The 24,066-nt window shown below is 74.7% G+C and carries 19 protein-coding genes, 2 tRNA genes and 2 pseudogenes; 11 read left to right on the top strand and 12 right to left on the bottom strand.

Annotation, left to right across the window (positions count from 1 at the left end; genetic code table 11):
- Positions 1 to 2: 2 nt before the first annotated feature.
- Positions 3 to 6,674, top strand: coding sequence for a choice-of-anchor G family protein (locus tag ACQP60_RS11725; protein ID WP_429732477.1), 6,672 nt, complete (start codon positions 3 to 5; stop codon positions 6,672 to 6,674).
- Between the two features lie 70 nt (positions 6,675 to 6,744).
- On the opposite strand, the gene ACQP60_RS11720 is transcribed toward ACQP60_RS11725, so the two are convergent.
- Both ACQP60_RS11720 and def read right to left on the bottom strand, forming a co-directional pair.
- Positions 6,745 to 7,245, bottom strand: coding sequence for a DUF3145 domain-containing protein (locus tag ACQP60_RS11720; RefSeq protein ID WP_429732474.1), 501 nt, complete (start codon positions 7,243 to 7,245; stop codon positions 6,745 to 6,747).
- Positions 7,246 to 7,416: 171 nt separating this feature from the next.
- A complete protein-coding gene (gene def, locus ACQP60_RS11715; RefSeq protein WP_429732471.1) occupies positions 7,417 to 7,902 on the bottom strand; it encodes a peptide deformylase in 486 nt (161 codons plus the stop codon).
- An 81-nt stretch (positions 7,903 to 7,983) separates the two neighbouring features.
- Between def and ACQP60_RS11710 the strand changes: the two genes are divergently transcribed.
- A complete protein-coding gene (locus tag ACQP60_RS11710) occupies positions 7,984 to 9,165 on the top strand; it encodes an acyltransferase family protein (protein WP_429732468.1) in 1,182 nt (393 codons plus the stop codon).
- On the opposite strand, the gene ACQP60_RS11705 is transcribed toward ACQP60_RS11710, so the two are convergent.
- Positions 9,129 to 9,506, bottom strand: a complete 378-nt coding sequence (locus ACQP60_RS11705; protein WP_429732466.1) for a DUF488 domain-containing protein — start codon at positions 9,504 to 9,506, stop codon at positions 9,129 to 9,131. The genes ACQP60_RS11710 and ACQP60_RS11705 overlap by 37 nt on opposite strands.
- A 69-nt stretch (positions 9,507 to 9,575) precedes the next feature.
- Here ACQP60_RS11705 and ACQP60_RS11700 point away from each other — a divergent pair.
- Positions 9,576 to 9,649, top strand: a tRNA-Ile gene (locus tag ACQP60_RS11700).
- Positions 9,650 to 9,729: 80 nt separating this feature from the next.
- A complete protein-coding gene (locus tag ACQP60_RS11695) occupies positions 9,730 to 10,143 on the top strand; it encodes a PLD nuclease N-terminal domain-containing protein (RefSeq protein WP_429732463.1) in 414 nt (137 codons plus the stop codon).
- A gap of 42 nt (positions 10,144 to 10,185) precedes the next feature.
- Here ACQP60_RS11695 and ACQP60_RS11690 read toward each other — a convergent pair whose 3' ends face one another.
- Entirely contained in the window at positions 10,186 to 10,650 is a 465-nt protein-coding gene (locus tag ACQP60_RS11690) for a hypothetical protein (protein ID WP_429732460.1), read from the bottom strand.
- A gap of 67 nt (positions 10,651 to 10,717) precedes the next feature.
- On the opposite strand from ACQP60_RS11690, the gene ACQP60_RS11685 reads away from it, so the two are divergent.
- On the top strand, positions 10,718 to 11,230 hold the full coding sequence (locus ACQP60_RS11685) for a hypothetical protein (protein ID WP_429732458.1): 513 nt from the start codon (positions 10,718 to 10,720) through the stop codon (positions 11,228 to 11,230).
- Between the two features lie 52 nt (positions 11,231 to 11,282).
- A tRNA-Asn gene (locus ACQP60_RS11680) sits at positions 11,283 to 11,355 on the top strand.
- A gap of 75 nt (positions 11,356 to 11,430) precedes the next feature.
- Here the strand turns inward: ACQP60_RS11680 and ACQP60_RS11675 are convergent.
- The 7 genes and pseudogenes from ACQP60_RS11675 to ACQP60_RS11645 form a co-directional block, all read right to left on the bottom strand.
- A pseudogene (locus tag ACQP60_RS11675) lies at positions 11,431 to 11,841 on the bottom strand (tyrosine-type recombinase/integrase); the annotation flags it as partial.
- A 416-nt stretch (positions 11,842 to 12,257) separates the two neighbouring features.
- Positions 12,258 to 12,602: pseudogene (locus tag ACQP60_RS11670) on the bottom strand (tyrosine-type recombinase/integrase); the annotation flags it as partial.
- Between the two features lie 180 nt (positions 12,603 to 12,782).
- Positions 12,783 to 13,064 carry a hypothetical protein gene (locus ACQP60_RS11665; protein ID WP_429732456.1) on the bottom strand — a complete coding sequence of 94 codons (282 nt, stop codon included), beginning with the start codon at positions 13,062 to 13,064 and terminating at the stop codon, positions 12,783 to 12,785.
- 204 nt (positions 13,065 to 13,268) lie between these two features.
- Complete coding sequence (locus tag ACQP60_RS11660; RefSeq protein WP_429732454.1) at positions 13,269 to 14,276, bottom strand: hypothetical protein; 1,008 nt, start codon at positions 14,274 to 14,276, stop codon at positions 13,269 to 13,271.
- A 402-nt stretch (positions 14,277 to 14,678) separates the two neighbouring features.
- Positions 14,679 to 15,626, bottom strand: coding sequence for a ribokinase (locus tag ACQP60_RS11655; RefSeq protein WP_429732451.1), 948 nt, complete (start codon positions 15,624 to 15,626; stop codon positions 14,679 to 14,681).
- A 43-nt stretch (positions 15,627 to 15,669) separates the two neighbouring features.
- A complete protein-coding gene (locus ACQP60_RS11650; RefSeq protein ID WP_429732448.1) occupies positions 15,670 to 16,641 on the bottom strand; it encodes a nucleoside hydrolase in 972 nt (323 codons plus the stop codon).
- Between the two features lie 53 nt (positions 16,642 to 16,694).
- Complete coding sequence (locus tag ACQP60_RS11645) at positions 16,695 to 18,125, bottom strand: MFS transporter (protein ID WP_429732446.1); 1,431 nt, start codon at positions 18,123 to 18,125, stop codon at positions 16,695 to 16,697.
- 144 nt (positions 18,126 to 18,269) lie between these two features.
- Between ACQP60_RS11645 and ACQP60_RS11640 the strand changes: the two genes are divergently transcribed.
- Entirely contained in the window at positions 18,270 to 19,082 is an 813-nt protein-coding gene (locus ACQP60_RS11640) for a GntR family transcriptional regulator (protein WP_429732444.1), read from the top strand.
- A 90-nt stretch (positions 19,083 to 19,172) separates the two neighbouring features.
- Positions 19,173 to 20,621, top strand: coding sequence for an MDR family MFS transporter (locus tag ACQP60_RS11635; protein ID WP_429732440.1), 1,449 nt, complete (start codon positions 19,173 to 19,175; stop codon positions 20,619 to 20,621).
- Positions 20,622 to 20,625: 4 nt separating this feature from the next.
- On the opposite strand, the gene ACQP60_RS11630 is transcribed toward ACQP60_RS11635, so the two are convergent.
- A complete protein-coding gene (locus ACQP60_RS11630; protein WP_429732437.1) occupies positions 20,626 to 21,813 on the bottom strand; it encodes an FAD-dependent monooxygenase in 1,188 nt (395 codons plus the stop codon).
- 69 nt (positions 21,814 to 21,882) lie between these two features.
- On the opposite strand from ACQP60_RS11630, the gene ACQP60_RS11625 reads away from it, so the two are divergent.
- From ACQP60_RS11625 to ACQP60_RS11615, 3 genes are all read left to right on the top strand, one after another.
- Positions 21,883 to 22,512 (top strand): TetR/AcrR family transcriptional regulator, encoded by a 630-nt coding sequence (locus tag ACQP60_RS11625; protein ID WP_429732435.1) that lies wholly within the window; start codon positions 21,883 to 21,885, stop codon positions 22,510 to 22,512.
- 189 nt (positions 22,513 to 22,701) lie between these two features.
- Positions 22,702 to 23,478: an alpha/beta fold hydrolase gene (locus ACQP60_RS11620; RefSeq protein ID WP_429732432.1), complete on the top strand. Its 777-nt coding sequence runs from the start codon at positions 22,702 to 22,704 to the stop codon at positions 23,476 to 23,478.
- Positions 23,479 to 23,527: 49 nt separating this feature from the next.
- On the top strand, positions 23,528 to 24,064 hold the full coding sequence (locus ACQP60_RS11615) for a GNAT family N-acetyltransferase (RefSeq protein ID WP_429732429.1): 537 nt from the start codon (positions 23,528 to 23,530) through the stop codon (positions 24,062 to 24,064).
- The last annotated feature ends 2 nt before the right edge of the window (positions 24,065 to 24,066 follow it).

The following is a 24,066-nucleotide window of genomic DNA, read 5'->3' as shown; positions in this document are numbered from 1 at the left end:
CGGTGACCTCGGCCGCCGTGCTCGGGGCGCTCGCCTTCGCGGGCGCCCCGAGCGCGTCGGCCGCCCCGACCGACGTGGCGGAGTCCCTGGGCAAGTTCCTCGGGGGCGACGTCGTGCTCGACAACGTCGACCTCGACGCGATCGCCGCCGTCGCGGGCGCCGACGCGGCCTACCCCTCGGGGACGTCACCCGAGACCAACCCGCTCGCCGCCGACGTGCTCAACACGCTCGGAGTCGACCTCACGGGCACGCTCCAGCTCTTCGGTCCCGGGGGGATCGTGCAGCTCGGCGCCGTGAACCAGTACGCCTCCGCGGACGCAAGCGGGGCGTCCGCGGCCTCGGGCGCCGTCACCGACCAGGGCGCCATCTCGGTGGGCGGCTCGGAGGAGTTCCCCGCCGACGCGCAGCTCACCCTCACACCTCTGGTGCCCGAGGCGCTGCGCGACACGACGGTCTCCCAGCTCGACCTCACGCTCGGCGCGCTGTCCGCCACCGCCCAGGCGCAGCCCGGATCCGCCCCCGCGGGCGACTACCAGATCGCCGGCGCCACCATCGACCTGGCCAGCCCGCTGGTGAGCGGCGTGTACACCCAGCTCGAGGACGCGATCACCCCGGTCCAGGCCTCGCTGGCAGGGCTCACGGGGACGTTGACCACCGCCGCCGAGGGGGCCCTCGGCCTCATCGACGCGTCGCCGCTCACGCAGGCCACCACGAACGTCGACGTCGACGTCCCCGACCTGCAGTCCGTGCTCCCGTCGGGCTTCGTCGGTGACGGCGCGGTGCAGGTCAACCTGCAGACGGGTCAGGTGCGCGTGGACCTCGAGCAGCTGCTCGCGGACGACCCCGACCTCCCGGACCTCAACGCGCTGCCGGCGAACTACGAGATCCTCAACGGCGACGTGATCGCCGCGATCTCCGATGCCGTGACCAGCGCCATCACGTCGATCGTCCAGGACGTCGCCGACGGCGTCCGCACCGCCGTGGAGAGCACCGCCGTCTCCCTCGACATCAGCATCGGCGCCCGGCTCCTGCCCACGGGTCCCTACACGACCGTCGCCGGAATCAGCCTGGACGCCCCGCTGTCCGCCATCGACGACGGCTCCGCCACCGCGGACGTCACCACGGTTCCGGGCACGGAACAGCTGCTCGACGTCGTCCTCGGGGTGATCGGCACCAGTCTCGACGACCTCGCGTCGGACGTCGTCAACACCCTCGTCGCGCCGGTCGGAGCGGTGTTCGCTCTCGTCGACACGCTGGAGACGACGCTCGACGGCATCACGGGCTCGCTCGCGACCGACGTGGTCGGCCCCGTCCTCGACGTCCTCACCGGCGTGGTCTCGCTGACCGGCAACGTGCAGGAGCAGCCCGGCGACCTTCCGGACCACGACCCGTCGGGTACCGCGTCGTTCACCGAGCGCGCCCTGTCGCTGCGCCTGCTGTCCCTCGGTACCGCCGACGACCTCGCCACCGTCAACCTCGCGTCGGCGACCGTCCGCACGGCGGAGGCGCCCACGATCGCGGCCGACCCGGCGACGGTCCAGGCCGGTGCCCAAACGACCATCACCGGCGCGGGCTTCGCGCCAGCGACGTCGCTGACCGTCCAGCTCACCGACGCGACCACGGGCAACCCCGTCGGCGCCCCGGTCCCCGTCACGACCGACGGCGACGGAGCCTTCAGCGTTCCGCTGCCGGTCGGTGCGGGCACCTCGCCGGCCGACTACACGGTGACGGCGACCGGCGACCCGTCCGGCGTCGTCCCGTCCGCCCCGCTCACGGTCACCGCCGCGCCGAGCATCGCCGCCGACCCCGGCACCGTCCCGGCCGGCGGCAGCACCACGATCACCGGCGAGAGCTTCACCCCCGGCGCCGACGTCACCGTCCAGCTCACCGACGCCGACGGTGACCCCGTCGGCGCCCCTGTCACCACGACCGCCGACGACGCGGGCGCCGTCGAGGTCCCCCTGCCCACGGGCGCGGGCACCGCCCCGGGCGCGTACACGGTGGTCGCCACGGACGAGGCGACCGGCGCGACCGCGGAGGCGGACCTCACCCTGACCGCGGCCCCCGCGATCACGCTCGACCCGACGACCGTGACGCCGGGCGCGACCACGACCGTGACCGGGACCGGCTTCACCCCCGACTCCGAGGTCTCCGTCCAGCTCACGGACGAGAGCGGCGAGCCCGTCGGCGACCCGATCACCACCACGGCCACCGACGTGGGCGCCATCGTCGTCCCCGTCACGGTGCCCGCCGATGCCGCGACGGGCGACTACTCCGTGGTCGCCACGGACGTCACGGGGGCCACCGCCGCCGCGGACCTCACGGTCATCGACCCCGCCGTCACCGCCGACCCGGGCACCGTCCCGGCCGGCGGCGCCACCACCGTCACGGGCACGGGCTTCACCCCGGGCGGGGAGGTCACCGTCCAGCTCACGGGCCCCGGCGGCACCCCGGTCGGCGAGCCGGTCACGACGACGGCCACGGACGCGGGAGCCGTCGAGGTCGCCCTTCCGACGGCTCCGGGCACGGCCCCGGGGTCGTACGCGGTCGTCGCGACCGACGTCTCCGGCCTCACCGCCGAGGCCCCGCTCGAGGTCACCGCGGCACCGACCATCACCGTCGACCCCGGCACCGTCCCGGCCGGCGGCACCACGACCGTCACCGGCGGGGGCTTCACCCCCGGCGCCGACGTCACCGTCCAGCTCACCGACGACACCGGCAACCCGGTCGGCGACCCCGTCACCACCACCGCCGAGGACGACGGCACCATCAGCGTCGACCTCCCCGTCCCCGCCGACACCACCCCGGGGGACCTCACCGTCGTCGCCACCGACTCCACGGGCGCCACCGCCGAGGCCCCGCTCGAGGTCACCGCCGCCCCGACCATCGCCGTCGACCCCGGCACCGTGCCCGCCGGCGGCACCACGACCGTCACCGGCGACGGCTTCACGCCCGGAGGCGAGGTGACGGTGCAGCTCACCGACGCCGCGGGCGACCCGGTGGGTTCCCCGGTGACCGTGGTGGCCGGGCCGGGCGGCGAGGTCAGCACTCCTCTGACCGTGCCCTCGGGCACGCCGAGCGGCCCCACCACCGTCGTCGCCACCGACGCCACGGGCGCCACGGCCGAGGCCCCGCTCGCCGTCACCGGCCCGCCCTCCGTCGCCGTCGACCCGGGCACCGTCCCGGCCGGCGGCACCACGACCGTCACCGGCGGGGGCTTCACGCCGGGCGAGGACGTGACCGTGCAGCTCACGGACGAGGACGGCGAGACGGTCGGCGACCCGGTCACCACGACCGCCACCGACGCGGGCACGATCGAGGTCGAGCTCACCGTCCCGGCCGACGCCGTGCCGGGCGATCACACCGTCGTGGCCACCGACTCCTCCGGCGCGACCGCCGACGCCCCGCTCGCGGTCACCGCGGCACCGACCGTCGCCGTCGACCCCGGCACCGTCCCGGCAGGCGGCACCACCACCGTGACCGGCGACGGCTTCACCCCCGGCGCCGACGTCACCGTCCAGCTCACCGACGACACCGGCGACCCGGTCGGCGACCCCGTCACCACCACCGCCGACGACGGCGGCGCCATCGAGGTCGACCTCCCGGTTCCCGCGAGCACCACCCCGGGCGACCACACGGCCGTCGCCACCGACGTCACGGGCGCCACCGCCGACGCACCCCTGACGGTCACCGCCGCCCCGACGATCGTCGCCGACCCCGGCACCGTCCCGGCAGGCGGCACCACCACCGTCACGGGCGCGGGCTTCACCCCCGGCGCCGACGTCACCGTCCAGCTCACCGACGCCGACGGCGCCCCCGTCGGCGACCCGGTCACCACGACCGCCACCGGCACGGGCACGATCGAGGCAGCCGTACCGACGACGGCCGGCACACCGCCCGGCGACCACGTCGTCGTCGCCACCGACGTCACCGGGGCCACGGCCGAGGCCCCGCTCACGGTCACCGCCGCCCCGACCATCGCCGTCGACCCTGGCACCGTGCCCGCCGGAGGCTCCACCACGGTGACCGGCGGGGGCTTCACCCCCGGCGCCGACGTCACCGTCCAGCTCACCGACGACACCGGCAACCCGGTCGGCGACCCCGTCACGACGACCGCCGGGGACGACGGCACGATCCAGGTCGACCTCCCCGTCCCGGCCGACGCCACCCCGGGGGACCTCACCGTCGTCGCCACGGACCCCTCCGGCGCCGCCGCGGAGGCCCCGCTCGAGGTCACCGCTGCCCCGACGATCACCGTCGACCCCGACATCGTCCCGGCGGGCGGCACCACGACCGTCACCGGCGAGGGCTTCACCCCCGGCGAGGACGTCACCGTCCAGCTCACCGACGGCACCGGCAACCCGGTCGGCGACCCCGTCACCACCACCGCCGGGGACGACGGCACGATCGAGGTGGACCTGCCCGTCGCGGCCGACGCCACCCCGGGCGACCACACGGCCGTCGCCACCGACGTCACGGGCGCCACCGCCGAGGCTCCGCTGACGGTCACCGCCGCCCCGGCCCTCGTGGCCGACCCGAGCACCGTGCCCGCAGGCGGCAGCACCACGGTGACGGGCACCGGGTTCACGCCGGGGTCGGACGTCGCCGTGCAGCTCACCGACCCTGACGGGGAGCCGCTCGGCGACCCGATCACGGTGACGGCAGGCGACGACGGCGGCTTCGAGGTCGACGTCCCCGTCCCGGCCGACGCCGTCCCCGGTGACCACTCCGTGGTGGCGCAGGACGTCAGCGGAGCGACGGCCCAGGCACCGCTCGCGGTCACCGCTGCCCCGACGATCGTGGCCGACCCGACCAGCGTCCCGGCCGGCGGCACCACGACCGTCACCGGCGGGGGCTTCACCCCCGGCGAGGACGTCACCGTCCAGCTCACCGACGACACCGGCGACCCGGTCGGCGACCCCGTCACCACCACCGCCGAGGACGACGGCACCATCAGCGTCGACCTCCCCGTCCCCGCCGACACCACCCCGGGGGACCTCACCGTCGTCGCCACCGACTCCACGGGCGCCGCCGCCGAGGCCCCGCTCGAGGTCACCGCGGCCCCGACTGTTGCCGTGGACCCCGGCACCGTGCCCGCCGGCGGCACCACCACCGTCACCGGCGAGGGCTTCACCCCCGGCGAGGACGTCACCGTCCAGCTCACCGACGACACCGGCAACCCGGTCGGAAACCCCGTCACCACCACCGCCGAGGACGACGGCACCATCAGCGTCGACCTCCCGGTCCCGGCCGACACCACCCCGGGGGACCTCACCGTCGTCGCCACCGACTCCACGGGCGCCGCCGCCGAGGCCCCGCTCGCGGTCACCGCGGCACCGACCATCGCCGTCGACCCCGGCACCGTGCCCGCCGGCGGCACCACCACCGTCACCGGCGAGGGCTTCACCCCCGGAGGCGAGGTGAGCGTCCAGCTCGTCGACGCCGACGGCGACCCGGTCGGCGACCCCGTCACCACCACTGCCGGGGACGACGGCACCATCGAGGTCGACGTCCCGGTCCCGGCCGACACCACCCCGGGCGACCTCGCCGTCGTCGCGACCGACGCCTCCGGCGCCACGGCGGAGGCCCCGCTCGTCGTGACCGGGCCCGAGCGGCCGACGCTCACCGCCGACCCCGGCAGCGTCCCGGCCGGCGGCACGACGACCGTGTCCGGCGGTGGGTTCGTCCCGGGCGACGACGTCACGGTGCAGCTCGAGGACGCCGCGGGCGCGCCGGTGGGCGACGCGATCGACGTCGTCGTCGGTCCGGACGGCACCTTCACGGTCGTCCTCCCGGTGCCGGACGACGCCGCACCCGGCGAGCACACGGTCGTCGCGACCACCTCCGACGGCGGCACGGTGGAGGCGGCCCTGGTCGTCACCGTCGGCGCGCCGCAGGAGCCGACCATCGAGGTCGACCCGGGCACGGCGGCCCCCGGCGACACCGTGACGGTCACCTGCGACGGGTTCGGCGACGGCACCGTGAGCGTCCAGCTCGTGGGGCCGGACGGGGCGCCGGTCGGCGACCCGGTCGAGTGCGTGCCCGGTGACGACGGGAGCGGCACGGTCGAGCTGCCGGTACCGGACGACACCGAGCCCGGCGACTACGCCGTGGTCGGCACGGGCCCCGACGGCACGACCGCCGAGGCCCCGCTGACCGTCACGGACCCCGGGACGGCACCCGGCGAGCGCGAGCTGCGCGCCTGGTTCTCCGAGGACGTGGTCGGCCGTGGCGACGTCCAGACGTTCCAGGCCTCCGGGTTCGAACCCGGCGAGCAGGTGCGGGCCGTCGTCGCGTCCGAACCGGTGAACCTCCCGGTCACGGTGGCGGACGCCGACGGGGTTGCGACGTGGACGTTCGACGTCCCTGCGGACTTCGAGCTCGGTATCCACACCGGCACCGCCACGAGCGTCGAGGTGGGCGACTCCGCCGCGGCGACGTTCCGCGTGGTCCTCACAGACGCCGGGCTCGACCCCGAGTCCGGCGGCGCCCCCGGCGCGCCGGACACCGGACCCACCACGCCCGGCGCCGGACCCACCACGCCAGGTGCCGGCACCCTGCCCCGTACGGGCCCAGGGGACCTGCTCGCGCTGAGCCTGCTCGCACTGCTGCTCCTCACCGCCGGTGCGACGACCGTGGCGACGACGCGGCGACGAGCGACGTCGAAGGGCTGACCGGCCGCGGGCACGACGACGCCCCGCCACCTCGCAGGAGGTGGCGGGGCGTTGTCGTGTCAGGCCGTGCTCAGCCCACCCGGTGCAGCCAGCGCACGGGGGCGCCGGCGCCGGCGTAGCGGAAGGGCTCGAGCTCGTCGTCCCAGGCGGTGCCGAGGGCGAGGTCGAGCGCCTCGCGCACGCCGCGGCCGTCGTGGGCGGACTCCATCGCGGCCCGGACCCGGTCCTCCGGGACGACGACGTTGCCGTGCACGTCGGTCATGGCGTGGAAGATGCCGAGGTCGGGGGTGTGCGACCAGCGCGCGCCGTCGGCGCCGTGGCTGGCCTCCTCCGTCACCTCGTAGCGCAGGTGGTCCCAGCCCCGCAGGGCAGAGGCCAGCCGGGCGCCCGTTCCCTGGGCGCCCTGCCACGAGTACTCGGCACGGTAAAGTCCGCGCCCCGCCGGCTGGGCAGTCCAGTCCAGCGACACGCGTCCTCCGAGCACGTTGCCTGCCGCCCACTCGAGGTGAGGGCAGAGCGCACGGGGTGCCGAGTGCACGAACAGCACACCGCGGGTGATCGCACCAGCCATGTTGTCCTCCCTGGTTCCGAGGTCCGTCTTCCCCTACGTCCTCGAACCGGTAGGCCTGCTGGTCGGCGAGCTCCGACGGTGTGTCGTCTTGACACATCCTGCCCGATGCCGAGCCGAGGTGCGAGAGGAAACGCAGACTTCATGCGCCCTCTTGAGCACCTCTTGAGGAACTCAGAGGCGTTCGCGCAGCTCCCGCATGGCCTTCTTGCGCGCGGTGCGCTCGAGGCGGTCCAGGTAGAGCTTGCCGTCCAGGTGGTCGCACTCGTGCTGGAGGCAGCGCGCCATGAGCCCGGTGCCCTCGACCACGAGCTCGTTGCCGTCGAGGTCCTGACCGACGACGCGGGCGTACCACGCACGGGTGGTCGGGTACCACAGCCCCGGCACGGACAGGCAGCCCTCGTCGCCGTCCTGGGTCTCCTCCGAGAGGTCCACGATCCGGGGGTTGAGCACGTAGCCGATCTCGTCGTCGACGTTCCAGGAGAACGCCCGCAGGCTCACGCCGATCTGGTTGGCCGCGAGCCCCGCCCGGCCGTCGGCGTCGACGGTCTCGACGAGGTCCTCCACGAGGGAGCGGACACGGTCGTCCACGGTGGTGATCTCGTCGCAGGGTGTGCGCAGCACGGGGTCGGGCAGCACCCGGATCTCTCGCATCGCCATGGCCCGCATTCTCCCACGTCGTGAGCGGCTGGGAGCGCCGTTTATCACGGTTTGATAACGTGCCCGACGATGCTGCAACGGATGACCGGGTCAACCACGACGCCTGCCCTCGACCCCGGGCGGGCGGCCGCCCCCGCCGCGGGCCGCCCACGCTTGGCCGCCCTCGACGGGCTGCGGTTCCTGGCTGCGATGGCGGTGCTCGCGTACCACTACGTGGCCGTGAACCACTCCGCCTGGGGCGCCCGGACGGAGGACTCGTTCCCGAACCTCCAGCCGGTCGCCGCGTTCGGCTCGTTCGGGGTCCAGCTGTTCTTCGTGATCAGCGGCTTCGTCATCCTCATGTCGGCGTGGGGGCGCGACGTGCGGTCGTTCACGGCGTCCCGCGTCGGTCGCCTGTTCCCCGCCTACTGGCTCTCCGTGGCGGCCGTCGTCCTCTTGCTCGTCGTGGTCGCGCCGGGGCACAAGGACGTCGGGATCCCCGAGACGGCGGCCAACCTCACGATGGTCCAGCGGGCCTTCGGCGTCCAGGACGTCGAGTCCGTGTACTGGACCCTGTGGGCCGAGCTGCGCTTCTACGTGCTGGTCGGGGTGCTCCTGGCGCTCGGGATGACGCGCAACCGGCTCGTCGCGTTCGCCGCGGTCTGGCCGGTCGTGGCCGCCGTCGCCGTCCAGTCCGGCAGCACCCTGGGCGCCACGGTGCTGGTCGGCACCGACGCCCCGCTCTTCGCCGGCGGCATGGTGCTCTTCCTGCTCACCCAGGAGCGCCGGTCCCCGGTGCTGTGGCTCGTGCTGGCCCTCAACGTCGCCCTCGCCGGCGTGATGTCGGGCCGCAGCCAGTCGCTGCGGATCGCCACCAGCACGGACGTCACGATCGGCCCGCAGACGTACTGGATCGCCATCCTGGCCTGCTTCGCCCTCGTCGCCGCCGTCGCGCTCACGCGCCTCGACCGGCTGTCGTGGCGGTGGCTCACCGTCGTGGGCGCGCTGACCTACCCGCTGTACTTGCTCCACTCCTCGTGGGGCCAGTGGATGATCGGCAAGACCAGCCCGTACCTGCCCGCGGGGGCCACGTTCGCGCTCGTCACCGTCGTCATGCTCGCCGTCGCGTACCTCGTGCACCGGTTCGTGGAGCGACCCTTCGGGCCGCGCCTGCGCCGTGCCGTCGCGCGCGACCTGGAGCTGGCCGGACGGGCGCTCGGCCGCGGCAGGCGAGAGGTGCGCGCGGCTCAGGCCCCCGAGCCGGAGGGCGCGTCCTCCAGGTAGGCGTCCAGCACGTCGCGCAGCACCAACGCCTGGTTGTGCTCCGTGTCGCGCGCCGAGTAGAGCAGCGTCAGTCGCCGGTCGCCGGCACCCAGCGCGGCCAGCTCGGCCACCTCGGGGTTGTCCGCGAGCTCCGCCCGGTAGCGTCGCTCGAACTCCTCGAACCGCTCCGGGTCGTGGTGGAACCAGTGCCGCAGGTCCGTCGACGGCGCCACCTCCTTGCACCACCGGTCCAGGTGCGCGTGCTCCTTGGAGATCCCCCGCGGCCAGAGCCGGTCCACGAGCACCCGGGCACCGTCGTCCGGCGACGGGTCGTCGTACACGCGCTTGACGCTGATGGTCACTCCCCCATGACACCGCGGCGCGCGGCCCGCCGCACGCCCGGGACGTCCGCGCCGGTATGCTCGCCGCGCGCCCCGTTAGCTCAGCTGGTCAGAGCAGGAGACTCATAATCTCTCGGTCGCGGGTTCAAGTCCTGCACGGGGCACCGACGGCGCCCTGCGTGCCATGTCTCACCAGGTCGCAGGGGGTTTGGCCCCACGCCCGGACCCGCTACGCTCCGGGGCCATGCTCCGCGTGCTGCCGATGCTGGCCTACCTCGCGCTCGTCGTCTACGCCCTCGTGGACGTCGTCCAGTCCGACGAGGAGGACGGCGGCGGCATCCAGAAGGGCTTCTGGATCCTCATCATCCTGCTGCTCCCGTTCGCGGGGTCGATCGCGTGGCTCGTCGTGAGCCGGCGCGCCCGCGCCCACCGACGGCCCGCACCGCGGACGGGATACCCCGCAGGGCCGGTGCCGCCCGCGCAGTACCCGGGGCGGCGGCGCACGTGGGAGACCGACGACTCCGCCTCCGCCGACCCGGACGACGACGCCGAGATGCGCTGGCTCCTGGAGCAGGCGCGGCTCAAGCGAGAGCGCGAACAGGCTGCCGGGTCGGCGCACCCTCCGGCCCAGGACGACGAGCGCGGCGCCGCGGGCTGACCCCGAGCGTTCCCCCGCCCGAAGATCACCGCGCACGCCCCCTCACCCCGCCGACGGGTCCGCGACGCCGTACGTCAGCCAGGCGGCCAGCGCGAGCCCGACCAGGACCGTCGCCCCGGCCACGCGCCAGGCCGCTCGCAACGGAAGCGCCGCGACAGCCGCGGCGACCACCCCGGCGCCCGCGGCCGCGAGCACGGGCCCGACCGGCGTCGACGCCCCCGGGCTCAGCGTGGCGGCCCAGGCGGCGAGACCGACCACAGGACCGGCGGCGCCTGCCCTGCGTGCCGCGCGACCGGCCGGGAGCATGGCCTCCGATCCCACCCAGGCGGCCGCCACGAGCGGCAGCGGCACGACGACGAAGCCGATCCCGCCGCTCACCGCTCCGGCGACGACCGTGAACGCCAGCACGGGCGCGGCGACCACGGTCGCCACCATCACGACGACGAGCCGGACCGCCGTGGCTCGACGCTCGGAGGCAGGGGTGTCCTCGTGGGTGTGGACGGTCATCGACCGATGGTGTCGGCTCGAAGGGTTCCGCGCACCGCACCACGGCGCCCCTCGGTACGGTGACGCCATGTGGTTCCGCCGCTCCCCCCTTCCCGACGACCACCGCCGTGCTCTCCCGCTGGCCCGCGGCGAGCGGATCCTCGCGGCCGCCGAGCTCCACGACGAGCGCTGGGCCGTGGCGACGACTGCGGACCTGGTCGTCGTCGGGCCCGGGGCGGGCGACGTCGTGGCCCGGCGGCCGTGGTGCGACGTCGACCGCGGCGTGTTCGACCCCGAGCGCTCCGAGCTGTCGATCGAGTGGGTGGATTCCGCCCCGGACACCGTGCTGCGGCTCGTGGACGCCGAGCGCACGTCGTTCCCCCAGGCCCTGCGCGAGCGGGTCCAGTGGTCGGTGGTGCTGGCCGAGACGGTGGCCGTGCCCGGCGGCGACGTCAAGGTCGCCGTCCGTCGGACCGCCGACGGCCAGTTCTTCTCCCAGGCCGTCGCCGGGCCGGGGGTCGATCTCGACGACCCGCGCGTCGCCCGAGTGGTGGACGCCACGGAGTCCAGGGTGCGAGGGGCGTCCGGACTACCCGTGTGAGCCTGGTATTGTTCTTCCCGGTTCGAAGGCCACCGGCCGGACGACCACGCGATCCCGCGTAGCTCAGCTGGCAGAGCATCCGACTGTTAATCGGACGGTCGTTGGTTCAAGTCCAACCGCGGGAGCACCTTCTGACCTGCGGCTTCACCTCTCGGGGTGGGGCCGCAGAGTCGTTTTCGCGCCTGGACGCTAGGGACTCGCTAGGGTCGGCCGTCCGAAGCCGCCGGAATGAGGGCCGCCGCAGCCTCCGCTGCCGACGCTCCGACACCCCCGAGCAAGTGCGAGTAGGTGTCGCTCGTGACCGCCGTGTTCGAGTGCCCGAGCCGCTTGGACACTACCGCCATGGGCACCCCCGCCGCGAGCATGAGCGACGCCTGTAGGTGCCGCAGGTCGTGGAACTTCACGCGCCGCAGCGGCTCCCCCGCGTAGGTCACCTGACCGATGAGCCGGGTGAACGTCTTGCCCGGGTAGTCGGGCCAATACATGCGCCCGTCTTCCCACGCGAACACCAGCCCGTTGTCCTCGTACGCGGGCCCGAACGCCAGGCGCTCGCGAGCCTGGGCGGTGCGCTGCTCGCGGAGCATGGCGACCGTCTGCCGGTCCAGGTCGACGGTGCGGTCCGTGCCCGCCGCCGTCTTCGGGGTCGGACACGGATCGTGTCCCCCACCTGGGTTGCCTGCCGCCGCACCGTGAGGACGGCCCGGTCCAGGTCGACGTCATCCCACCGCAGCGCGACCACCTCGCCACGCCGCAGCCCGCCCATCGCAGCGAGGACGAACGCTGGACGGAGCCGGTGCCCCCGGACCGCCTCCGAGCCGATGAATGCCGCGTACTCGGCGGGCTCCCACGGGCGGACCTTCGGACGGCGATGCTGCGGCAGCTCGACGTGCGCCGTGACGTCGTGCTTCACCTCGCCACGCTTGACCGCCGTACGGATCGCGGACCGCAGCGTGCGGTGCACACGTTGAATCGTCGCCGGAGTGACGTTCGGGTGATCGCGGCGAATTTGCGAGTACATGCGGTCCAGGTGCCCGGCCGTCAGGTCCGCGAGCCGAACCGTCCCGATGGTCGGGGCCACGTACTTGGTGATGACGTCCCGATACCCACGGACCGTCGACGGCCGGATCGACCCGGCGGCTTCCTTCCCGTCCAGCCACCGAGTCAGGTAGTCCCCCGTGGTGATCCGGCGGTCAACGTCGACCTGCCCGGCGCGGTACTCCACCAACGCCTCCGTTCGGGCGCGGCGGGCCTCCGTCTTCGACTTGAGCCGGACTTCGTGAACTGGCGACGCTTGCCCCCCGCGGCCGCCGGGACCTCGATCAACCACCCCCACGGACAGTCGCAGGTGGACCCCAGCGGAGTTCGTGCTCATCGTGCTGCTTTCTTCGGTCGTGGTGCTCGGTTCTTCGGGATGTCATATCCGGCGTCTCTCGCCTTGCCTAGCCAGTCGGAGACGGTGGGCGGCTCGACGTCGTAGATGCGGGCAAGTTCCTGCCGGGCGCTGCGGCCCGCACCGATGGCAGTCATTGCCTGCTGGTAGACCTCCGCCAGGTCAGGGGCCACAACCCGCCGTCGACGGCCGCGCGGCGTCGGGGCCGTCGCCCCCGTACCGGGCCGCGTCGCCCATCGGAGCAATCTCGAACTGCTGCGGCGCGTCCAGCCCGTCCAGGGCCGCCGCCCGCTGAACCACCGCCACCCCGGCCCGCACCGCCCCCGGACGCAGCTGCTCCGCATCCTTCAACACCTGCCGCCACAACACTTCCAGCCGGTCGCGCCACATCTCCCGCGCCAGGGCCGCGTCCGGGTGCGGCGTCGTGCCGAAGTAGTTCTTCACCGCCCGGTGCGCCGACGCTTGGTCGTGATACCCCGTGACCTCCGCGACCTGACCCCACGTCGCCCCAGCCATCCGGGCCGCCCCAAGCACGCTGAGCCCGCACCTCCGCCGACACCTTCATGTTCAACGCCCGCAACGTAGGCACGTTGTTGGCACTCGACGCCCCGTCCACCACACCGCCCGTAGGCCCACCGTTGGCACCCGTCATGCTCCCCGAGTCTGGTCCGCGATCTTCCCGAACACCAGAGTCTGTGAAGGGCGGCGGGCAGTCGACCGGCGGTACGCGGCGAGCACTTCTCTACGCTCCGCACGTGTACGGGTGTCGGCCAGCAACCCTGGCCATGGGTGGACGAAGTCTCGGGCGCGCGCGAGTCGCAACCGCAACCCGACAGCGAGCGTGACCATCCATCGACGCTTCGACCTCTGAGGATGGCGGGACACCGCGACGTGGCACGCTGCAGCCTCAACCGCCGCGTAGTACCCCGTACCCCACAGCAGCGGTAGCAACGCGATCGGGTACCAGAAGGGCAGCGCGCACACCCGGGCGAGCTCCAACCAACCGTCCGCGGCCATGCCCCCGGAGAGAAGTTCCGTCGTTCGCAGGAATCCCACGACGAGTACCAGGACCACGACCAGCAGGAACGGGCGCTGGGCACGTGCGTCAACGGCGGCCGCGATGCCGAACACGAGTAGCGCCAGCTGAATGACGATCTCCCAGCCCAGTGGCATGGGCAGGAGGTAGGCGTACGCCCCAAGAATGGCGGCCAATCCGAACGTGTCGCGGACCACGTCGCGCACAGGGTGCACGTCGCGCGACGTTCGTAGCGACACGAACTTGGTGACGAGGGGAATGCCGCCGAACATCACAAGCAGGATGCTCGTCCACGTCATCGACGGCTCCCACCAACCGATCTCGGAGGCGCCGATGAAGACGGCCGTGGCATAGACCAGGTAGGTCAACCAGAGCACCGCGAGGCGTGGATGCAACGCGGTCACGATGACGCGTCGCCATGTTTGGCCCCGGAATGCGTTGCGAACGCCCGGGACTGCGAGCCCCACACCGACGATCGCAACGACGATGATGATCGACGCCCACTCCCGACTATCCGGCACCGCATCCCCCACGTCCCGATATCCCTGGCGGCCGCGACGATACAGCCGACCGCCGACATCGAGACCTGCTCCGGCGCTCTCCTGGAACGGGGCTCGCACGCGAAGCGCTCGGTCTGACCGGAATGCCCCTTTCCGATTTTCAGCCCGGGTGGCGATTGCTCACAGAGCCGGACAGCGTCCCGTCCGGGTTGCTGTAAACCGAATCGGCAGGGGGTGGGGGGTCTGACGCGGGCTAGGTTCGCGCTAGGGAACGATGCCGTCCCTAGCGCGAACCGAGCCACCCGGAGCCGGACGCTGACACCTCGCTTTCCGCACGATCCCGCGCCAATCACGGACCACGCCCGACGGGGCCGGATGGGCGTCCTGCAACTGTTAATCGGACGGTCGTTGGTTCAAGTCCAACCGCGGGAGCATCGAGAAAGGCCCCTGACCTGCAGCGCAGGACAGGGGCCTTCGTCGTGCCGGCCCGCGACGCCGCCAAGGCGCCACGGGCCGCCCGGTTCAGGGCAGGTCGTCACCCGCCCACGGGTACGACGGCTGCGCGCCCGAGCCGCGCACGGCGAACGCGCCGACGCGGACGGCGAGGCGGGCGGCGTCCGCCAGAGCGCTCCCCCGCGCGAGCTCGGCCGCCAGCGCGCCGACGAACGCGTCGCCCGCCCCGGTCGTGTCGACGGCCTCCACGCGCGGCGAGGGCACCGCGACGCAGTCGTCGTCGGCGCCTGCCACCAGGGCACCCTGCGCCCCACGGGTGAGCACGACGGACGGCACGCCGGCGGCCCGGAGCCGCGCGACGACGTCCTGGTCCGCAAGGCCCTCGCCGGCGGCGCCGGCGCCGCCCAGGAGCTCGAGCGCGCCGTGCGCCTCGTGCTCGTTGACCACCAGCGGGTCGGCGCGGCGCAGCACCTCGGGGTCGACGTCGATCACCGGTGCCAGGTTCACGACCACCCGCCCGCCGGCCAGTCCGGCGGCGGTCTCGATCCCGTCGCGCGGGATCTCACCCTGGAGCACGACGACGTCGGCCGCGGCGAGCAGGTCGGCGTGCCGGCGCACCGTGTCCGGCCCCACCGCGCCGTTCGCCCCGGGGATCACGACGATCGAGTTCTCCCCGTCCGCGGCGACGGTCACCACCGCGACCCCGGTGCCTCCCGGCACGACCGCCAGCCGATCGAGGTCGACGCCGGCCTCCCGCAGCCCCGACGTGGCGGCGTCGGCGAACTCGTCGTCGCCGACCGCGCCGACGAACGTGACCCGCGCACCGAGCCGCGCGGCCGCCACCGCCTGGTTGGCGCCCTTCCCGCCAGGCAGCACCCGCAGGTCGCGGCCCAGCACCGTCTCCCCCGGCGCCGGGTGCACCTCGGTGCGCGTCAGCAGGTCGGCGTTGACGGAGCCCACGACCACCACGGACGAGGCGTGCGGGGCGGGGGCGGACGGCGTCGGTGCTTCGGGCATGGTCTCTCCGGGCTCTCGGTGGGCGTCGGCGGTCGGCGGCGGATCAGAGCGTGAGCAGGCGCTCGAGGAGGTGCGGTGCGAGCGGACGGTCCGTGGCGAGGACGACGCGGGTGCGGGCGCCGGGCACGTCGGGGTAGCCCGCGTACCGGCCGCGCAGGTCGCACACCGTCTGGCCGCGGCCCGGGCCGTCGGTGGCGTCGACCACGACGGGCACGCGCGGCGCCAGGGTCGGGCTCACCCCGCCCACCGCGATCGCCGCGGCGAGCGGGTCGTGCAGGGCCGAGCAGCGGCGGCCGAAGGTCGGCACGTGGAACCCGAAGTACAGGTCCAGCACCTCCCCGAGCCACGGGGCCAGCGCGGTGCCCGCCTCGAGCAGCGCCTTGCGGTCGGTCTCCTCGAGGAGGTTCGCCATGGTGACGTCGAGCGGCACGAGCGTGACGTCCCAGCCGGCGGCGAGCACCTCGGCGGCCGCCTCGGGGTCGTTCGCGATGTTGGCCTCGCCGACCGGGGACACGTTGCCCGGGTGCAGGGCGGCGCCGCCCATGACCGTCACGTCGAGGACCCGCTCCGGCAGCGTGGGGTCCGCGCGCAGCGCGAGGGCAAGGTTGGTGAGCGGACCGACGGCGACGACGCGCAGCCGGCCGGCGTGCTCGTGCGAGAGCCGCAGGAGGAGCTCCACGGCGGACTCGGCGGCCGGCGCGCGGCCGGACGCGGGGAGGGCGACGTCGCCGACCCCGTTGCGTCCGTGGATGTGCGGCACGCCGCCGTCGTAGGCGCCCGCCAGGGGGTCACGGGCCCCCACGGCGACGGGCACGTCGGCACGGCCGGCGAGCGCCAGCAGGTCGAGGGTGTTCACCGCGCCCTGCGCCGCGTCGACGTTGCCGTGGACGCTCCCCACCCCGACGAGGTCGATCTCCGGGGAGGCGAGGAGGTAGGCGAGGGCGAGCGAGTCGTCGACGCCGGTGTCGCAGTCGAGGTAGAGCGGTGCCGGGCTGGCGGGGACGGTCGTGGTCACTGCGGGTCCTTCGGTGTGGTGGGAACGGGGTCCAGTGTCGCGCACGGGCGACGTCACGCCTGACCACCGGCGCGGGCGGCGGGCCGGGCGACGAGCAGCAGGCTCGTGCCGAGCGCCAGGGCCGTGATGCCGGCGGAGATCCAGAGCGCGGTGGTGTAGCCGCCCAGGCCGCCCTCGGCGACGAACGGGGCGACGAGCCCGATGCCGAGGCCGGCGCCGATGCCGAACGCGGAGCTGTTGAGGCCGGGCAGGGCGCCGGGCGCGTCGGGCGGCGACTGCAGCACGCCCAGCCCGTTCGCCGTCGTCATGACGAGGCCGTTGTACGCGATGCCGAGGCAGGCCACGGCCGCGACGACGACCCACTGGCGCGTGGGCGACAGTGCGATGACGACGAGCAGCGCGAGGCAGGCGACGAGGCCCCAGCGCAGCACGACGACCCAGCCCCGTCGTCCGGCGAGCCAGCCCGAGAGCGGCGCGGCGAAGAGCCCGATGAGCGCCGGCGGCGACAGGAAGAGCAGCGCCGACGTCGACGCGGACATCCCGAAGCCGACCTCGGCGTCCTGGCTGAGCATGACGACGGTGAAGTTGATGACCGCGAACACGCTGGAGAGCGTGAGGAGCGTGGTGACGACGAGCGGCCACACCTCGCGCGAGCGCAGCTGCGCCAGCGGGAACAGGGGCGAGCGGCGGCGGCGCTCGATCTGCCAGAACGCGACGGCGGACACCACCGTGCCGGCGAGCAGCCCGAGCGTGCCGGGAGCCGTCCAGCCGTCGGCCGGGCCGGCCTTGACCAGGAGGGTGACGCACACCAGGGTCAGCGACAGCGCGGCGGCGCCCCACCAGTCCATGGAGCCGGTCGTCGCCGGGCCTCCGGCGCGGGGCACGGTGCGCAGCACGCACAGCACCGCGAGCACGCCCACGACGGCGATCACGAGGAACACCGACCGGTAGCCGAACCGGTCGGTGAGCAGTCCGCCCACGTACCCGTCGACGCCGCCCACACCCCCGTTGATCGCCGTGACGACGCCGAGCGCCGTCCCGAAGACCCGCGGGGCGAGTCGCTCGCTGAGGATGATGTAGGAGAGCTGGAAGATCGCGCTCGACGTGCCCTGCATGACCCGGCCGGCGAGCAGCAGCGGCAGGCTCGTGGCGACCAGGCACACGACGGTGCCGGTGAGCATGATGCCCAGCGTCAGGAGCATGATCCGGCGCCGGCCGACGTAGTCGCTCCAGCGGCTGAGGACGACGCCCGCGACGGCACCCGCGAGGAAGAAGTAGGACGAGACGCCCGCGACGTCGTCGGCGCCGACGCCGAGCGTCCGGGCGATCGCGGGCAGGGCGGGCGTGACCATGCTGGCGCCCAGCTGGAAGGCCACGACGGCCACCAGGAGCGAGGCGACGAGGACGGCGGCCCGGCGGCCGGCCAGTCCGGTCATGGTCGCGTCCGGCGACGCGACGTCGGGCGAGGCGGTGGGTGTGTGCACGAATGACTCCTTCGTCCGGCCCGCGGCTCCGCGGGATCCGTCGGACATCATACGACCTCGTATGACGTCTAAGCACCACGCTTCTGACGTGCTTGAATGGGGCCGCACCCCGCACCGACCCGCACCGACGCCCCGGAGGCACGCGTGGACCAGCCCGTCGCCGAGCTCCTGACCCGCCCCGTCACCGTCCCTCCCGGGCAGCCCATGCGGGTCGCGGTGTACTCGCGGCTGGCCGACGGCATCCGGCGCGCCGTGTTCCCGCTGGGCTCCGTCCTCCCCAACGAGACGGACCTCGGCACCGCGCTGGGGGTCTCGCGCACGGTGGTCCGCGAGGCGCTCATGCTCCTGGAGGAGGACGGCCTCATCCGGACCCGCCGCGGCATCGGGCGGTTCGTCGCCACGGCGCTCCCCCGCGTGGGACTCGAGCGGGTGCGACCCTACGAGCAGGTGTTCTCGGACGTCGACGCAGACGGCAGAGCCGACGGCGGGACCGGTGTCGAGGTCCGGCGCGTCGACGTCCGCACCCAGCCCACCACCGACTTCGTCTCGAAGGCCCTCGGCCTGCGCGACGACGCGAGCACCTGGTTCGCCGAGACCGTCCTGCTGCGCGACGGCGAGCCCGTCGCCCTCGTGCAGGAGCACCTGCCCGCGGGCCGCGAGCTGGACGACGTCTCGCGCACCGTCGCCGACGCGCTCCCCCGCGCCGTGGAGGGCGACGGCACCCTGCTGGCCGGGCTGTCCGACCTGCTCGGCCCGGTGCTCTCGGCCGGCGAGTGCGAGATCGTCGCCGGCGTGCCGGGCGACACCCGCGGCGCGCTGCTGGACGTCGCGGCCGACGACCCGGTGCTCGTGCTCACGCAGACCGCCCGGCACGGGGGTCGCCCGCTCTACCTCGCGAAGGTGATCGTGCCGCCGCGCGCCGGGCACCTGCGGGTGCTGCAGACCGTCACCTCCTGAGCCGCGACACGACGTGGCCCGGCGTGGCCCGGCGTGGCCCGGCGTGGCCCGGCGGGAATACCCGCCCCGGGCGACGGGCTTGTGCCTCACGTGCCCACGACCGGTCATGCCTCCGTCGGCCTGCGCTCCGAGCGCGGCCCCATCCTGCTGTCCCTGATGCTGTCGACGGCGCTCGTCGCGCTCGACTCGACGATCATCGCCACCGCGTCGGCGACGATCGCGCGCGAGCTGGGCGGCTTCGACCAGCTCCCCTGGCTGTTCTCCACCTACCTGCTCGCCCAGGCCGTGAGCACCCCGGTGTTCGGGCGGCTGGCCGACGTGCTCGGTCGCAAGCGCCTGATGCTCGCCGGCGTGGCGCTGTTCTTCGCCGGGTCGGTGCTCGCCGGCGCCGCGCCCACGATGGGCGTGCTGATCGCCGGGCGGGTGCTGCAGGGGCTCGGCGCGGGGGCCGTCATGCCGGTGTCGATGACGATCGCCGCGGACATCTACACCCTGGAGGAGCGGGCGAAGACCCAGGGCTACCTCGCGTCCGTGTGGGCGATCTCGGCCGTCGTCGGACCGACGCTGGGCGGCGTGTTCTCGCAGTTCACGAGCTGGCGCTGGATCTTCTGGGTGAACGTCCCGCTGTGCGCGCTCGCCGCCGGGATGCTCGCGCGCCGCTACCACGAGGCCCCGCGCACGGGTGAGCGAGAGCCGATCGACTACCTCGGCGCCACGCTCCTCGCGGGCGGCAGCACGATGCTGCTGCTCGGCCTGCTCGAGGGCGGCACGCGCTGGGGCTGGGGCTCGCTGCCCTCGGTCGTGGTCTTCTCCGTCGCGGTGCTGCTGCTAGCCGCCTTCGCCGTGCAGGCGCGCCGTACCAGGCACCCGATCGTGGACCTCGCCATCCTGCGCCGCCGGGTGGTGGGCGTCTCGACCACGGTCTCGCTGCTCGTGGGCGTCGTGGTGCTCGGCCTGTCCACGTACGTGCCGATCTACGCCCAGGGCGTGCTGGGCACCGGCCCGCTCGTCGCGGGTTTCGCGCTCGCCGCGATGACCGTCGGCTGGCCGCTGTCGGCGTCCAACGCGGGCCGCTTCTACCTCCGGATCGGCTTCCGGTACACGGCCGTGATCGGGACGTCGCTCGTGGTGGTCGGCACGTCGCTCACGCTGCTGCTCGCCTCCGGGACGTCGGTGCTCGCCGTCGCGGGAGCCTGCTTCGTCATCGGCGCGGGCATGGGCCTCACCGCCGTGCCGACGCTCATCGCCGCGCAGTCGCAGGCGTCGTTCACCGAGCGCGGCGCGGTGACCGGCACCAACATGTTCGCCCGGTCGCTCGGCTCCGCGGTGGGCGTGGCCGTCTGCGGCGCGATCGTCAACGCGCGCACGACCCTCGGCCCGGACGGCACGCCCGTGGGCCCGGGGCTGATGTCCGCGATCCACCTCGTCTTCGTGCTCCTGGTGGGCGTGGCCGTCGTGCTCGTCGTGCTCGCCACGCTCATGCCCGCCGACCTGCAGGAGGCCCGCGAGCGCCGCGCCCGCGCCGAGGCGGCCGCCTGACCGCTCACGGCAGGGCGGGCGGCGTCCAGCCCATGACGGCGCGCGCACCTCGCGTGACGGCGGCGGCCGGCACGCGCCGCATCACCGCGTTGCGCAGCGCCTGCCCGCGCGGCCCCAGGTGGGAGCCGAACCGGCCGCTGGCCACTGACGCACGGGCGAGGGCCCGGCACCGCGGCCGACGGGCGGCGTCGTACGCCGCGAGCGCCTCGCCCAGCGGCTGTCCCGACGCGACGCGGGCCGCCACGATCCGGCCCACGCACACGCCGTCCTCGAGGGCGGTGGCCGCGCCCTGGCCCATCGTCGGGACCGTCGCGTGCGCCGCGTCGCCGACCATCACGACGCGGCCCCGCACGTAGCGCGCCAGCCCGCCGGGCAGGTGCAGCACGTCGTGCCGGATCACGGCGCCGGGCGGCGTCGCGGCGATCACCCGGCGGACCTCGTCGGCCCAGTCCGCGAACCGCGCGGTGGCGGCCGCGTGCTCGTCGTCCAGGCGCGTGCCCGCGGGCATCCGCACGTACCCGTACCAGTAGGTCGCGCCGTCGGACACGGGCATCGTGCCGAACTCGGCGTGCGGGCCCCAGTACTGCGCCAGGCCCGGTCCCGCGTCGAGGCCCGGCACCACCGCGCGCCAGCTGGAGAACCCCGAGTACACGGGCCGCCGGCCCGGGAACAGCGCGGCCCGCACCGCGCTGCGCACGCCGTCCGCGCCGACGACGAGCTCGGCCTCCCGCGCCCGCTCCGCCCCCGCGCGGTCCGCGTGGTGCACGACGGCGCGCTCGCCGCCCGGGGCGCCCGCGACGACGGTCGTGACGCGGGCGTCGGTGACGACGTCGACACCGAGCGCGCGGGCCCGGTCCAGCAGCGCGCCGTGCAGGCGCGCCCGGTGGACGCCGCGCAGGGCCGTGGTCGCGCGCAGGCCGGGGTCGTCGGGCAGGCGCAGGATCGGTCGGCCCCGGGCGTCCCACGTGCCCGTGGCCCAGGTGCGCGGGCCGAGGCCGGCCACCGCCTCGTCGTCGAACCCGAGGCCGCCCAGCGCGGCGACCGCGTTCGGCGTGAGCGCCACCCCGGCGCCGACCTCGCCCAGCTCGCGCGCCCGCTCGAGCACGGTCGTGCCCCAGCCCGCCTCGGCCAGCGCGACGGCGGACGCGAGCCCGCCGATGCCGCCGCCGACCACGATCGCCGTCCCCGTCATGCCGTCCTCGATCCTCCGTGCCGATACCACCACGTGCGTAGTGGTATCGATCTTGCCATACTGGCGCACGTGCCCCGGACGAACCCCGAGCGACGCCGCGCGCTGACCGACGCCGCCATCGGCCTGCTCGTCGACGCGGGCGTCCACGGCCTCAGCCACCGCTCGGTCGAGCGCGCCGCCGGCCTCCCCGCCGGGACCGCGGCGAACTACTTCCGGGGCCGCGAGGAGCTGCTGGTCGCCACGGCACGGCGCATCGTGGAGCTGCACCTCGCCGACGCCCGCGCCGCCACCGAGGCGTCCGTGACGGCCGAGCCGTGGGGTGCCGGCCGGCTCGCCGGCGACGACGGCCGCGCCGCGACGCTCGAGCGGATGACCGACCTCCTCGCCGCCTCGCTGCTCGACGCCGCGACGCGGCACCGCGACCGCTACCTCGCGATCGCGGAGCTCCAGCTCGAGGCTCGTCGCCGGCCCGCGCTCGCCCAGGCCCTCGCCGGCCTGGCGACCCAGGCGTCGGACCTCACCGCCGCGATGCACGCGGACACCGGCCTCGACGTCGACCCGGCGGCCGTGCCCACCCTGGTCCTGCTGTACGGCGGGGCGCTGCTCACGCTGGTCACCGGCGCGGTCCCCGTCGACGCCGCCACCACCCGACGCCTCGCCCGGGCGATGGTGCACGGCAGCCTCGCGCCGGCCTGCTGACCGGGACCGTGGCCGAAAACTCGTTGAGGACGCGCCGCGGCCGCTGCTAGCCTCGCGGCGGCCGTGCGAGACAGAGCTTGGAGGTGGTACCCGTGAACGTAGCGACACAGGTGCTCCCCCGCGGAGTCATGGTCGGGCGGTAGGTCGCCCGGGAGCGCCGTCCACCGAGCACTCCCGAGAGGCACGACCGTGCACACCGCACCCAGCTCCACCCTGACCTTCACCACCGAGCAGCAGCTCGACGACGGCGTCCTCGAGCGCCGCTTCACCCTCGGCGACGCCCCGGGGATCCCCGGCATCCTCTGGACGCCGCCGTCCGCCACGCCGTCGGAACCCGCCCCCCTCGTCCTGCTGGGCCAGCCCGGCGGGCTCGGTATGGACCGGATGTATCCCCGGCTGGCGGACCGGGCGCGGCACACCGCCTCCGCCGGCATCGCGACGGTCGCCCTGGAGGGCCCCGGCAGCGGCGAGCGCCCTCCTCTCCCCGGCGCCGACCAGGCCCGCGCGGACCTGCGCCGGGCGCTGGCCGCCGGCGAGCCCGTCACCGACGACGTCGTCGACCGGCTGGTCCTCCCCCTGGTCGACCACGCCGTCCCGGAGTGGCGGTCCGCCCTGGACGCGCTCCTCGCGCTGCCCGAGATCGACGGGCCCGTCGGGTTCTCCGGCGGCGTGATCGCCGTCGGCGTCCGGCTCGCGGTGGTCGAGCCGCGGATCGTCGCCGCCGGGCTCTTCGCCGGGAGCTACGTGCCCCGGGCCACGTTCGAGGAGGCCCGACGCGTCACGATCCCCGTGCACGTGCTTCTCCAGTGGGACGACGAGGGCAACGACCGCCAGGCGGCCCTGGACCTGTTCGACGCGTTCGGCTCGACGGAGAAGACGCTGCAGGCCAACCTCGGCGGCCACACCGGGGTCCCCGCGTTCGCCGGCGAGGACGCGGGGCGGTTCTTCGAGCGACACCTGCGCTGAGCTGACGCACGCACCCGGGCCCCGGTCCGCCGGCCGCTAGGGTCGGCGGATGGGAGTCCTGTCGGCGCGGGGGCCGGAGACCGAGCTCGAGACCGAGCGCTTGCTGCTGCGTCCCTGGCGCGTCGAGGAGGCGCCCGTCCAGCGCGAGCTGTGGGCCGAGCGGGACCCACGCGTCCCGCCGCACCGCCGCCTCGACGAGGCGGGCCGCCCCACCCTCGACGAGATGGAGGCCTGGATCCGCGACGGCTCCCGCGCGCCGGGGACCGGGCTCCTGGCCCTGGAGCGCCGGCAGGAGGGCGACGTCGTCGGGTACTGCGGGCTGATCGACGGAGCCGTCGGCCCCCACGAGCCGGAGGTGGCCTACGAGCTGCTCCGGCGCGCCCGGGGCGCGGGGTACGCCACCGAGGCCGTCGGGGCCGTCGTCGGCTGGGCGCGCGAGTCCGGCCACCGCCGCCTGTGGGCCACCGTCCGCGCCTGGAACGCGGCCTCGCTCCGGGTACTGGCGAAGACCGGCTTCGTCGAGTCGGGCCGGGTGGAGCCGGACGCCGCCCACGGCGACTCGCTGTTCCTCACGCGGGCCCTGTGACG

Source organism: Isoptericola variabilis (genome assembly GCF_050311655.1).
Classification (GTDB): domain Bacteria; phylum Actinomycetota; class Actinomycetes; order Actinomycetales; family Cellulomonadaceae; genus Isoptericola; species Isoptericola variabilis.
This window is presented reverse-complemented; position numbering and strand designations above follow the sequence as displayed.

Coding starts and splice junctions, on each gene's coding strand:
- ACQP60_RS11720 (WP_429732474.1), bottom strand. CDS start 7,245: ATGGCTGGTGCGATCACCCGCGGTGTGCTGTTCGTGCACTCGGCACCC.
- def (WP_429732471.1), bottom strand. CDS start 7,902: ATGGCGATGCGAGAGATCCGGGTGCTGCCCGACCCCGTGCTGCGCACA.
- ACQP60_RS11710 (WP_429732468.1), top strand. CDS start 7,984: ATGACCGGGTCAACCACGACGCCTGCCCTCGACCCCGGGCGGGCGGCC.
- ACQP60_RS11695 (WP_429732463.1), top strand. CDS start 9,730: ATGCTCCGCGTGCTGCCGATGCTGGCCTACCTCGCGCTCGTCGTCTAC.
- ACQP60_RS11690 (WP_429732460.1), bottom strand. CDS start 10,650: ATGACCGTCCACACCCACGAGGACACCCCTGCCTCCGAGCGTCGAGCC.
- ACQP60_RS11685 (WP_429732458.1), top strand. CDS start 10,718: ATGTGGTTCCGCCGCTCCCCCCTTCCCGACGACCACCGCCGTGCTCTC.
- ACQP60_RS11655 (WP_429732451.1), bottom strand. CDS start 15,626: ATGCCCGAAGCACCGACGCCGTCCGCCCCCGCCCCGCACGCCTCGTCC.
- ACQP60_RS11630 (WP_429732437.1), bottom strand. CDS start 21,813: ATGACGGGGACGGCGATCGTGGTCGGCGGCGGCATCGGCGGGCTCGCG.
- ACQP60_RS11615 (WP_429732429.1), top strand. CDS start 23,528: ATGGGAGTCCTGTCGGCGCGGGGGCCGGAGACCGAGCTCGAGACCGAG.